This window comes from Aphanothece microscopica RSMan92 (assembly GCF_046613545.2).
In the GTDB taxonomy this organism is placed as follows: Bacteria; Cyanobacteriota; Cyanobacteriia; order PCC-6307; family Cyanobiaceae; genus NIES-981.
The window spans coordinates 1-12,009 of record NZ_JBKKKY020000075.1; the positions used below are offsets into that span (position 1 = coordinate 1).

The 12,009-nt window shown below is 69.2% G+C and carries 10 protein-coding genes and 1 pseudogene; 7 read left to right on the forward strand and 4 right to left on the reverse strand.

From position 1 onward, the window contains the following. The 5 genes and pseudogenes from fusA to ACLD7X_RS14485 form a co-directional block, all read left to right on the forward strand. A pseudogene (gene fusA / locus ACLD7X_RS14465) lies at window positions 1-244 on the forward strand (elongation factor G); the annotation flags it as partial. Window positions 245-283: 39 nt separating this feature from the next. Next, the gene (gene tuf, locus ACLD7X_RS14470) at window positions 284-1,483 is read left to right on the forward strand and encodes an elongation factor Tu (RefSeq protein WP_411424362.1); all 1,200 of its coding nucleotides are present in this window, start codon (window positions 284-286) and stop codon (window positions 1,481-1,483) included. A 224-nt stretch (window positions 1,484-1,707) separates the two neighbouring features. Beyond that, entirely contained in the window at window positions 1,708-2,028 is a 321-nt protein-coding gene (rpsJ, locus tag ACLD7X_RS14475) for a 30S ribosomal protein S10 (RefSeq protein WP_006910513.1), read from the forward strand. 81 nt (window positions 2,029-2,109) lie between these two features. Beyond that, the gene (locus ACLD7X_RS14480; RefSeq protein ID WP_411424363.1) at window positions 2,110-2,757 is read left to right on the forward strand and encodes an LON peptidase substrate-binding domain-containing protein; all 648 of its coding nucleotides are present in this window, start codon (window positions 2,110-2,112) and stop codon (window positions 2,755-2,757) included. A gap of 7 nt (window positions 2,758-2,764) precedes the next feature. Further along, window positions 2,765-3,733, forward strand: coding sequence for a methyltransferase domain-containing protein (locus ACLD7X_RS14485; RefSeq protein WP_411424364.1), 969 nt, complete (start codon window positions 2,765-2,767; stop codon window positions 3,731-3,733). Window positions 3,734-3,763: 30 nt separating this feature from the next. On the opposite strand, the gene pheA is transcribed toward ACLD7X_RS14485, so the two are convergent. Then, window positions 3,764-4,591, reverse strand: coding sequence for a prephenate dehydratase (gene pheA / locus ACLD7X_RS14490; RefSeq protein ID WP_411424365.1), 828 nt, complete (start codon window positions 4,589-4,591; stop codon window positions 3,764-3,766). 68 nt (window positions 4,592-4,659) lie between these two features. Here pheA and ACLD7X_RS14495 point away from each other — a divergent pair, with 68 nt between their 5' ends. After that, window positions 4,660-5,226: a DUF1997 domain-containing protein gene (locus tag ACLD7X_RS14495; protein WP_411424366.1), complete on the forward strand. Its 567-nt coding sequence runs from the start codon at window positions 4,660-4,662 to the stop codon at window positions 5,224-5,226. Here the strand turns inward: ACLD7X_RS14495 and ACLD7X_RS14500 are convergent. From ACLD7X_RS14500 to ACLD7X_RS14510, 3 genes are all read right to left on the reverse strand, one after another. Continuing rightward, entirely contained in the window at window positions 5,183-5,800 is a 618-nt protein-coding gene (locus ACLD7X_RS14500) for a ribonuclease HII (protein ID WP_425625275.1), read from the reverse strand. The genes ACLD7X_RS14495 and ACLD7X_RS14500 overlap by 44 nt on opposite strands. An 8-nt stretch (window positions 5,801-5,808) precedes the next feature. After that, window positions 5,809-7,797 carry an Rne/Rng family ribonuclease gene (locus ACLD7X_RS14505; RefSeq protein WP_411424368.1) on the reverse strand — a complete coding sequence of 663 codons (1,989 nt, stop codon included), beginning with the start codon at window positions 7,795-7,797 and terminating at the stop codon, window positions 5,809-5,811. A gap of 371 nt (window positions 7,798-8,168) precedes the next feature. Then, window positions 8,169-10,877 carry a TIGR03960 family B12-binding radical SAM protein gene (locus ACLD7X_RS14510; protein WP_411424369.1) on the reverse strand — a complete coding sequence of 903 codons (2,709 nt, stop codon included), beginning with the start codon at window positions 10,875-10,877 and terminating at the stop codon, window positions 8,169-8,171. Window positions 10,878-11,008: 131 nt separating this feature from the next. Between ACLD7X_RS14510 and ACLD7X_RS14515 the strand changes: the two genes are divergently transcribed. Continuing rightward, window positions 11,009-12,009, forward strand: a 1,001-nt coding sequence (locus ACLD7X_RS14515; RefSeq protein ID WP_411424370.1) for an LL-diaminopimelate aminotransferase, incomplete at its 3' end; no start/stop codon positions are given.

Consider the following 12,009-nt stretch of genomic DNA (forward strand, 5'->3'; position numbering starts at 1 on the left):
TTTCCTCGGTTCGGTGATCGGCGACCTTTCCTCGCGCCGCGGTCAGGTCGAGGGCCAGTCCATCGACGATGGGCAGTCCAAGGTCCAGGCCAAGGTGCCTCTGGCCGAGATGTTCGGCTACGCCACCCAACTCCGATCCATGACCCAGGGTCGGGGTATCTTCTCGATGGAATTCAGCCACTACGAGGAAGTTCCTCGCAACGTGGCCGAGGCCATCATCTCCAAGAATCAGGGCAAGTCCTGATCTTCACCATACCCATTAACCCCCCGATTCTTTTCTCCCATGGCTCGCGAGAAGTTCGAAAGGAACAAGCCCCACGTCAACATCGGCACCATCGGCCACGTTGATCACGGCAAGACCACCCTCACCGCCGCCATCACCAACGTGCTGGCCAAGAAGGGTATGGCGAAGGCCCAGGCCTATGACCAGATCGACGGTGCTCCCGAGGAGCGTGAGCGCGGCATCACCATCAACACGGCCCACGTCGAGTACGAAACCAACAACCGGCACTACGCCCACGTGGACTGCCCCGGCCACGCGGACTACGTGAAGAACATGATCACCGGTGCCGCCCAGATGGACGGCGCGATCCTGGTGGTGGCCGCCACCGATGGCCCCATGGCCCAGACCAAGGAGCACATCCTGCTGGCCAAGCAGGTGGGTGTTCCGGCACTGGTCGTCGCACTGAACAAGTGCGACATGGTGGATGACGAGGAGATCCTCGAGCTGGTCGAACTGGAAGTGCGTGAACTGCTCAGCAGCTACGACTTCCCCGGCGATGACATCCCCGTCATCCAGGTCTCGGGTCTCAAGGCCCTTGAGGGCGATGCCGAATGGGAAGCCAAGATCGGCGACCTGATGGATGCCGTGGATTCCGCCATCCCCGAGCCCGAGCGTGAAATCGACAAGCCGTTCCTGATGGCCGTCGAGGACGTGTTCTCGATCACCGGTCGCGGCACCGTCGCCACCGGCCGGATCGAGCGCGGCAAGGTGAAGGTCGGCGAAGAGATCGAGATCGTCGGCATCAAGGACACCCGCAAGAGCACCGTCACCGGTGTGGAAATGTTCCGCAAGCTGCTCGACGAGGGCATGGCTGGCGACAACGTCGGTCTGCTGCTCCGCGGCATCCAGAAGGAGGACATCGAGCGCGGCATGGTGCTGGTGAAGCCCGGCTCGATCACCCCCCACACCAAGTTCGAGGGAGAGGTGTACGTGCTCAAGAAAGAGGAGGGTGGTCGTCACACCCCCTTCTTCGCCGGCTATCGCCCGCAGTTCTACATCCGCACGACGGATGTGACCGGCCAGATCACCGCCTTCACCGCCGACGACGGCTCCAACGTGGAAATGGTGATGCCCGGAGACCGCATCAAGATGACCGGTGAGCTGATCTGCCCCGTGGCCATCGAGCAGGGCATGCGCTTCGCCATCCGTGAAGGCGGCCGCACCATCGGTGCGGGCGTGGTCTCCAAGATCCTCGCCTGATCGACTGGACGAGGGGCAGGGCGTGACAGCTCATCCCAGCCGTCACGCCCTGCCCTAAATTGCCCGTTGGGTGCCCTGGGGCACCCAACGGGCAATTTAGGGCCCCGTACCTCGACAATCCGGCACTGCCGTGACCGCATCTCTGCGGTCTGCCCGGGCCTTCGCTCCCCAGCGCATCCGCCCAAGTCCATTTCTTCCGCGCCAGCGCCCCGCCGCCAGCTCCCATGTCCACCGCCATCGCCCAGCAGAAGATCCGCATCCGCCTCAAGGCGTTCGATCGCCGCATGCTCGATCTCTCCTGCGAAAAAATCATCGAGACCGCCGACCACACCGCTGCCACGGCGATCGGTCCGATCCCCCTGCCCACCAAGCGCAAGATCTACTGCGTGCTCCGCTCCCCCCACGTGGACAAGGACTCCCGTGAGCACTTCGAGACCCGCACCCACCGCCGGATCATCGACATCTACAGCCCCTCGGCCAAGACCATCGACGCCCTGATGAAGCTGGACCTGCCCAGTGGCGTGGACATCGAGGTGAAGCTCTGAGCATCCGGCGACAACCATCCCTGGCGCTGCGCGACCCGGGGATGGTGTTCCTAGGATCACCGGGCAACTCCTGCTGAAGCCATGGGTGAACTGGCCGTAAGGGAGCTGCCCCTATTCCCCTTGCCCGACGTCGTGCTCTTCCCCCAGGAAGTGCTGCCGTTGCACATCTTCGAACCCCGCTATCGGATGCTGCTCCGCACCGTGATGGCGGAGGATCGACGCTTCGGTGTGGTGCGCTGGGATCCCAAGTCCAAGCAGATGGCCTCGGTGGGCTGTTGTGCCGAGATCATTCACTGCCAGACCCAGGACGACGACCGCAGCAACATCGTCACGATGGGGCAGCAGCGCTTCAGGGTGCTCGACATCGTCCGGGAAGCGCCCTTCCGCGTCGGCCTGGTGAGCTGGATCGAGGACGATGCCCAGAGCCCTGCCGATGATCTGGAGGCCCTGGCCACCGAGGTGAACCAGGCCCTGCGGGACGTCGTCGAACTGACCGCCAAACTGATCGGCAAACCCGCTGCCCTGCCCAGCGATCTGCCGGACCTGCCGCGGGAACTGTCCTTCTGGATCGGTGCCCATCTGGGCGGGCCGGTGGCCGACCACCAGCAGGGCCTGCTGGAAATCACCGACACCGCAGAACGGCTGCGCCAGGAATTCGACCTGCTCGATCAGACCCGCCGGCAGCTGGCCGCCCGCACCGTGCTGAAGGACACCTTCCAACCCCAGTAAGCCCGCCATGATTCCGATCAGCTGGCCGGTGGCCGTTGTGCTGGCGACGGCCGTGCTGCTCGTGGCGGCCGCTGTCGTGTGGCTGCGCCGCAACCGTCGCTACCAGGACGCCACGAGTGTGGCGGCTGCCTACGACCGCTGGACCCAGGACGCACTGCTTGAACGCCTCTGGGGCGACCACATCCACCTGGGGCACTACGGCGAGCCTCCCGTCGGCCCCGGCGGTCGGGATTTCCGCCGGGCGAAGGAGGACTTCGTGCATGAACTGGTGCGCTGGAGCGGCTTGGATCAGCTCCCGCCCGGCAGCCGCGTGCTGGATGTCGGTTGCGGCATCGGCGGCAGCGCCCGGATCCTGGCCCGGGACTACGGCCTGGATGTGCTGGGGATCAGCATCAGCCCCCTGCAGATCGCCAGGGCCCGGGAGCTCACGCCCGGCCCCCTGGCCGCCCACTGCCGCTTCGCCGTGATGGACGCCCTCGCCCTCGATCTGCCGGATGGCCGCTTCGACGCGGTGTGGAGTGTGGAGGCCTCTCCCCACATGCCGGACAAACAGCGCTATGCCGATGAACTTCTGCGGGTGCTCCGGCCGGGCGGACGGCTGGCGGTGGCGGACTGGAACCGGCGGGATCCCAGCGATGGTGCCCTCAGCCGGCGGGAACGCTGGGTGATGCGGCAGCTGCTCGAACAGTGGGCCCATCCCGAGTTCGCCAGCATCCGCTCCCTCCAGGCCAACCTGAGCTCCAGCCCCTGGGGGGCCGCCATCCCCATCGACACCGCCGACTGGACCGCCCCCACCCTGCCCTCCTGGATCGATTCGATCCTGGAAGGGGCCAGGCGACCGGCCGCCATCCTCGGTCTCGGCCCGGGGGCCCTGCTCCAGGCCCTGAGGGAGACCCCCACGATCCTGCTGATGCACTGGGCCTTCGCCCATGGCCTGATGCAGTTCGGCGTGTTCCGGGGCCAGAAGCCCGCCTAGACCTTGCTGGCGATCAGGGCCTGGTGGTGATCAGGGCTGGTTGGTGATCGGGTAGGCACCGAACAGGGCGAGATGTTCACACAGGGGCCCAAGCTCTTCGAGCGCCCCTTCGAGCACACCCGCCGCCTGGGGGAGCTCCAGATCCACGAAGAAGATGTATTCCCCCATCTCCCGCTTGGAGGGCCGCGACTCGATGCGGCTCATGTTGAGGCCGCGGCGGGCGAAGCAGCCCAGGGCCTCGAGCAGGGCACCGGGCTGGTTGGAGTGGAGCGAGAACGCCAGGCTGGCCAGCGGCCCCTCGTGGGCGCGGGGCCCACGCCGCAGCAGCAGGAAGCGGGTGCAGTTCCCCGGCACGTCATTGACCGGGTAGGCCAGCACCTGCAGGCCGTGCTCCACGGCAGCCTGGCGGGAGGCGATGGCGCCACGGAAGCGGCTGCCGGCGACCATCCGGGCCGCGTCGGCCGTGGAACTGGTGGGAAGCTGCAGGGCCCGCGGCAGGTGCTCCGCCAGCCACTGGCTGCACTGGGCCAGGGCCTGGGGGTGGGACAGCACCTCGCTGATGCCCTCGAGCGACCCTGATCCCACCAGCGCATGGCGCACGGGCAGCACCAGGGCGCGGACCACCGCGAGATCGGGGTGCTCCCACAGAGCATCGAGGCAGGCGGTCACCCCGCCCTCCACGGAGTTCTCCACCGGCACCACGGCGGCATCGCAATCGCCGCGGGCCAGGGCCTGCACAACCGCCCGGATGCCGAGCTGGGGCACTAGCACGGCATCCCCCCAACCCTCCAGCGCGATGAGCTGCAGCGCCGCCTGCTCGCCATAGGTACCCACCGGGCCAAGAAAGGCAACGCGCATCACAACCGCCGACGAAACTGGGCCCCCGGGGGAGGCCGATAGGATCATGCCGCGCCGGCCTGCTGGCCATGCCCCTGGCCTTCAGCGCCAGTCAGCAACTGCAACTCGCCGTCGACGACCGGCAGCAGCAGCTCGCTGCCTACCTGGCCGATGAGGACCGGGTGGTGAAGGCCCTGCTCGATCCAACCCAGCTGGAACGGCTGGGGCCGGGCCGCTACCGCTACGCCGTCACCCACCTGCAGGTGTTCCAGCTTCAGATCCACCCGGTGGTGGAACTGTGCACCCATGTCCAGCCCGGGCGGCTCGAGCTGGAAGCGAGCGACTGCCAGCTGGAGGGGCTGGGCCTGGTGGATGACTTCCAGCTCACCCTGGGCTCCTGGCTCGCCGCCGGCGAGGAGGGCCTGGAGGGCGAAGCCACGCTGGCGGTGCAGGTGAGCCAGCCACCCCTGCTGCGGCTGATCCCGGCCAGGGTGCTCGAGAGCACCGGCAAGACCCTGCTGGCCGGGATCCTCGGGGGCATCAAGCACAGGGTGGGGCAGCAGCTGGTGGACGACTTCCAGTGCTGGTGCGCAGAGCACGACCGCGGCGGCTCTAGGAGCGAGGCCCCCCTCTCGACAGGTTGCGCAGAAAGCTGAGGCGGTGCAGCGGCGTGGGGCCGAGGGAGCGCAAGGCCTCCCGGTGCTGCGAGGTGCCATAGCCGGCATGCCGTTCCAGCCCGTAGCCCGGGAAGCGCCCAGCCAGCCGGACGATCAGCTCGTCCCGCGCCACCTTCGCCAGCACGCTGGCGGCGGCGATGGCGGCACAGCGGCTATCGCCGCGCACCAGAGTGGTCTGCTCCCCGGACCAGCCGCGCAGGGGCAGCACGCCATCGACCAGAACGAGCCCCGGCAGCTGCGGCAGCTTCGCCAGAGCCCGGCGCATGGCCTGTTCGGTGGCGGCCCGGATGCCGAACCGATCGATTTCGCTGGCGGACGCCTGACCCAGGGCCCAGGCCACGGCCCGCTGCCGGATCAGCGGCACGAGGGCCGCCCGGCGACGCGCACTGAGCCGCTTGCTGTCGGTGAGGCCATCGTCCAGCAGGGCCTGAACCGCTGGGGCGGGGAGAACCACCGCGCCGGCCAGAACCGGACCGAACAGACAGCCCCGCCCGACTTCGTCGATCCCGGCGCAGTCGGCGGGATCCATCCCCTGCCAGGCATCGGGGTCCAACCGTGGGGTCAGACCACCGCCGAGGATCGCCGGCGGCGCCGGCGGGGTTCGGCGCTGTCATCCCCTGCCGGTTCCGCCACGGCTGCCTGTGCCACGGCTGCCTGTGCCACGGCTGCCTGTGCCACGGCCACAGGCTCCAGCACAGGCTCCTCGCGCGACCGGGTGGGCACGGAGACCGTCACGACAGTCTCGGGGCTGCTCTGGAGCGGCAGCGGGGTGATCTCCACGGAGGCGGGAGCGGCGGACGCAGCGGCGGCCGGGGTGGCTTCGCCGGAGGGGCTGGCCTGGGCAGCACCGCTGCGTCCGCCGCGGCCCCGTCGGCGGCGGGAACCACTGGCCACCAGCTGCTGGCGGGTCTGTTCCACCACCGCCTCGGCGTCATCGCCCGGGCGGACCACCCGGACCACCACGTTGTCGGCGGCGGGCGGCGGATCGAGCAGCAGGGCGGGGCTGAGGCCGAGCCATCCGTAGACCTCCTCCTGGGTGTCGTCCATGGGCACTGCCACCACTTCGGGCTCCGGGCGCCGGCTGGCGCCATCCCCGGCCGACGGCCTGGGGGCCTCGCTGGGAACGCTCTCCAGCAGGGGAGCCACAGGAACGAACACCGTGGTGGAATCGGCGGATTCGGTGGTCTGCAGACGGCCACCGCGACCGCCGCGGCGGCGGCGACCGGCCCCGTTGCTCTCCGCAGCGGCAGCCGGGGCCAGAGCCTCGGCCCGGGCGGCCGGGACGGTGCGCACCAGCCCGCCCGCACTGGCCAGGGGCTGGAGGGTGTCCTTGCCGGGGAGCACGGCCACATGGCCCAGCCCACCGCAACTGGGACAGGCCCTGCCGAACAGTTCGTAGATGTTCTGTCCCTGGCGCTTGCGGGTGAGCTCCACCAGGCCCAGCTCGGTCAGTTGAGCGATCTGGGGGCGGGCCGTATCGTCACGCACGGCCTGGGTGAAGTGCTCCAGCAGCTGGAGCTGGTCGCGGCGCGACTCCATGTCGATGAAGTCAACCACCACCACACCCCCGATGTTGCGCAGCTTCAGCTGTCGGGCAATTTCGACAGCGGCCTCACAGTTGGTCCACAGCACCGTCTCGCGGGCGTTGGCGGAGCGGGTGAAGGAGCCGGAGTTGACATCGATCACCGTGAGGGCCTCGGTGGGCTCGATGATCACGTAGCCCCCGGAGGGCAGATCCACCCGCGGCTTCAGGGCATCGTGGATGGCGGCGTTGACCCGGAACGCCTCGAGGATCTCGGTGGGCTCGGCATGGGCTTCGACGAGCACGTTGGTGTGGTCGTGGCCCAGGAAGGCATTGGCTCGGGCCACGCCCTCGGCGCTGTCGACGACCACCCGCACCAGATCAGGGCTGTAGAGATCCCGCAGCACGCGATGGATGAAGTCTTCATCGCGGTTCAGCAGCACCGGAGGGTTGGCCCCCTCGGCAGCGGTCTGGATCGCTTCCCACTGCCGCAGCAGCGACTCGAGATCGTCGATCAGCAGCTCCTCGCTGACACCCTCCGCCTCGGTGCGGATCAGCAGGCCGGCACCGGGAGGCTTGATCAGAACCCCCAGGGCGCGCAGCCGGTTGCGCTCGTTGTCGCCATTGACGCGTCTGGAGATGTTGACCCCCTGGCCGTGGGGCTGCAGCACCAGGAAACGGCCCGGCAGGGTGAGGTTGCCGGTGAGCCGGGGGCCCTTGCTGCCCGTGGGCTCCTTCATCACCTGAACGAGCACCTTCTGCTTCGGCTCGAGCAGCTCGGTGATGCCCGCGGCCCCCTTCTTCAGCCGGAGCGGACCCAGATCCGTGACGTGGATGAAACCGTTCTTCTCACTCTCTCCGATGTTGACGAACGCGGCATCGATGCCGGGCAGAACGTTCTCGACCGTGCCGAGGTAGACGTCACCGATCTGGTAGCGGCCCTGGGCCACGATCAACTCATCAACACGTTCGTCGTTGAGAACCGCGGCGATCCGCAGTTGCTCGGCAATGACGATCTGCTGGGGCATGGGGGAAGGGGTTAGGCCCGTACGGGGCCTGGCCGTGGGTTAAGCGAAGCGGCAGACCACAGGCCGGTCCGCGTTGCTGGGTGGCGAGGAGGGAACGGCGTCGGCGCGGGGATGACCCGGCGCCACAACGATGCTGCAAAGGCTGCTCAAAAATCACCGCGCATCGGGGCCGCGGAGCGCTTTCAGAACGGTTGGGACGTGAAAGCGGTGGGGCGAGAGTCCAAGAGTGGTCACTCAGGGCAGGGCCGCCAACGGAGGTGACGGACTGCTGCTGGTTGCGCTGAAAAAGCTTGTGGCGCTGCGGGAAGGCGGCGGGAAGCTTGCAGGCAGACAGCCTGATCGCCTTGGGAGGAAATTAGCACGCGCCTCCCTCAGCCCCTCGGGGAGGTGCCCGCCCCCTCGCCTGCGGCGGATTCCTCGCGCAGGATCAGGGCTGTGCGGCGAAGACGGCCGGGCTCCAGGGGCACGCCAAGCCGCTGCGAGAGCCAGTGGGCCAGCTGCTCAGGCCGCAGGCTGCGGCCCGCCGGATCCACCGCGGCCTCCAGTTCCAGCACCACCGGCCCGGCCGGGACGTCACCCGGCGGCAGGTCGGCGGACCAGCGCAGGGCCAGCAGGGCGCCGCGGCACTCGCGGCTGCGGGGCCGGCCCTTCTTGTCGGTGTCCTCCCAGGGGAGGGAGGTGGAGGCCAGCAGGGCGGCGATGGCCTCCCGCCAGCGGCCCGCCGTGGGAAGCGCGACGCCCGCAGGCGTCGCCAGGGCGATCGACCAGTGGGCCGCCTCCAGCTCCTGGGAGAGGCTGGGGCCGAAGGTCTCCACCTGGCCGGCCGACAGCAGCTGCAGCTCCGGCGGCAGGGTGGCCTGCCAACGGCTCCGCACCTCGGCGGGGGGGAGCGCCTCGGTGAGCTCCAGGTCGAGCCACTCGCCGCTCCCCTCCACGCCGAGGGGCAGGGGCAGAGCCAGCTGCAGCCGGGGCAGGGGATGGAAGCCCCCGGTGAAACTCACCGGCAGACCACTGCGGCGCAGGGTGCGCTCCAGCAGGCGCAGCGTGTCGAGGTGGCTGATCAGGGCCAGGGCACCGGTCTTGGCGAAGCCGAGGCGCAGGCGCTGCACCCGCTCGCTGGCCGGGGCCCCCTGGGGCTGCTGGGACGGAATCGGCGGCGCCGGAATCACCACGTTGTGGCCCAGCTCCGGGCCACAGACCCCGCAGCTGCTGCACCCCTCGAAGGAGCAGTCGGGCACCACGACCGCCGCCAGAGCCCGCTGCAGATCCTCCGCCAGCCAGCGCTTGTCGAGCCCGGAATCGATGTGGTCCCAGGGCAGGCTCTGGCGGCAGAAGGCCTCCAGGTCAGCGCCACTGAGCGCCTCGGCGGCACTCCAGGCCCCCATCTCCAGCGCCCGGTAGCGCCCCCCGAGGCCAGCGGCCGCGATCGCTCCGGTCCAGGCGGCATAGGTGCGCTCCGCCGACTCGAACCAGGCATCCAGCCCGGCCCCGGCCCGCCAGGCGGCCTCGATCACCGGGGCGAGGCGCCGGTCCCCCCGGCCGACGAAATCCTCCACCGCCGAGAGCCGCACGTCGGTGAAGTTGGTCTTGAGGCCCCGCAGCTGGCGCAGGGCCCCGCGCAGCAGCTGCTGGCGCCGCCGGAACTCCTCGGTGCTGACGCTGTGCCACTGGAACGGGGTGTGGGGCTTGGGCGTGAAGTTGCTGATCGTGAGGTTCAGCTCCAGCCGGCCCAGGTCGCGGCACTGCTGCTGCAGCTCGCGGCAGGTGTCGGCGATGCCCAGCACATCCGCATCGGTCTCGCCGGGCAGGCCGATCATGAAATAGAGCTTGATCCTGCGGTAGCCGGACGCCATCGCCGTGCGGATGCCCCGCAGCAGTTCGGCGTCGGTGAGTCCCTTGTTGACGATGTCGCGCAGCCGCTGGGTGCCGGCTTCCGGCGCGAAGGTGAGCCCGGCCCTGCGGGTGCCGCCGAGGATGTGGGCGATGTTGTCGTCAAAGCGATCCACCCGCTGGCTGGGCAGCGTGAGGCTCACGTTCCGTTCGGCCAGGCGGTTCCGCAGCTCCACGCCGACGGCGGGCAGGGCCAGGTAGTCGGAGCAGCTCAGGGACAGCAGCGAGAAATCGCTGTAGCCGGTGCGGCGCATCCCCTCCTCCACCGCCTCGATCACCGCCTCCGGTTCCACGTCCCGGGCCGGGCGGGTGAGCATGCCCGGCTGGCAGAAGCGGCAGCCCCGCGTGCAGCCGCGACGGATCTCCACCGTCAGACGGTCATGGACCGTCTCGATGTGGGGCACCAGACCCATGGCGTAGTGGGGCATGGGCGTGGCCGTGCGGCGCAGGATGCGACGGGGCAACCCGGGCTCCAGCGGCTCGATCGTCACCCCGTCGGCGCCGGGGCCGTAGAGGCCGGGCACGTAGACGCCGGGCACCTGGGCCAGATCGCGCAGGGTGTCGCGACGGCTCAGTCCGGCCCGCTTGGCCTCGGCCACCACCAGGCCGATTTCGGGCAGCAGCTCCTCGCCATCGCCGAGGGCGATGAAGTCGAAGAAGGGCGCGAAGGGCTCCGGGTTGCTCGTGGCGGTCGGCCCGCCGGCAAAGATCAGGGGCGGCGCCTGGGGGTGATCCAGCGGCAGATCGCCGCGGTCGGCGGCCCGGAGGGGCACCCGGGCCAGCTCCAGCATCTCCAGGATGTTGGTGCCGCCGAGCTCGTAGCTGAGGCTGAAGCCGAGGATGTCGAAGGCCGGCAGCGGCCGTCGGCTCTCCACCCCGAACAGGGCGAGCTGGCGCTGCCGCAACCGCGCCGCGAGATCGGCAGCCGGCAGGTAGGCCCGGTCGCAGAGCTGCCCCGGCAGGGCGTTGAGAATGGAATAGAGAATGATGTGGCCGAGGTTGCTGGCCCCCACCTCGTAGACCTCGGGGTAGGTCAGGGCCCAGCGCACGTCCGCCGCGTCCCACGGGCGCGGCTCAACCCCCAGCTCATGGCCGATGTAGCGGGCGGGTTTGCTGATCGTCCGGTCGATCAGATCGTCCAGATCGATCGGCTGGGCAGCCGCGGCCTCAGGGACGGGAGCAACGGTCAAGGTGGAGGCGGCAGGCCTGCCCTCGATCGTATGCAGCCTCCCGGCCGGGAGCGCAGCGGGCAGGGCTCAGGCGTCCTCCGCTCAGGCCGGCGGCCATAGCAAGATGCCGCCAGCAATTCGCGCAGCCACCTGTGGTGCAGGTCAACGGCAACTACCTCAAGCTCAAGGCGGGCTACCTGTTCCCCGAGATCGCCCGGCGGGTGAAGGCCTTCAGCGAGGCCAACCCCGAAGCCGCGATCATCCGCCTGGGCATCGGCGATGTGACCGAACCGCTGCCTGAGGCCTGCCGCACCGCCATGAAGGCCGCCATCGATGCGATGGGCACCCGCGAGGGCTTCCACGGCTACGGGCCGGAGCAGGGCTACCCGTGGCTGCGCGAGGCGATCGCCGCCCACGACTTCCAGGCCCGCGGCTGCGACATCTCCGCCGAGGAGATCTTCGTGTCGGACGGCAGCAAGTGCGACAGCAGCAACATTCTCGACATCCTGGGTGAGGGCAACCGCATCGCCGTGACCGATCCGGTGTACCCGGTGTACGTGGACAGCAACGTGATGGCCGGCCGCACCGGCGAGGCCGATGCATCGGGTCAGTACGGCGGCCTCACCTACCTGCCGATCAATGCGGAGAACGGCTTCACCGCCCAGATCCCCACCGAACCGGTGGATCTGATCTACCTCTGCTTCCCCAACAACCCCACCGGGGCGGTCGCCAGCCGGGCGCAGCTCGAGGCCTGGGTGGACTACGCCCGCGCCCACGACGCCCTGATCCTGTTCGATGCCGCCTACGAGGCCTTCATCCAGGACCCCTCCCTGCCCCACTCGATCTACGAGATCGAGGGGGCCCGCGAGTGCGCGATCGAATTCCGTTCGTTCTCGAAGAACGCCGGCTTCACCGGCACCCGCTGTGCCCTCACCGTGGTGCCCCGGGGCCTGAAGGGCACGGCGGCCAACGGCGAGAAGGTGGAACTCTGGGCCCTGTGGAACCGCCGCCAGAGCACCAAGTTCAACGGGGTGAGCTACATCGTGCAGCGCGGTGCCGAGGCGGTCTACTCCCCGGAAGGTCAGGCCCAGGTGAAGGCGCTGATCGGCTTCTACATGGAGAACGCCGCGATCATCCGGCGGGAGCTCTCGGC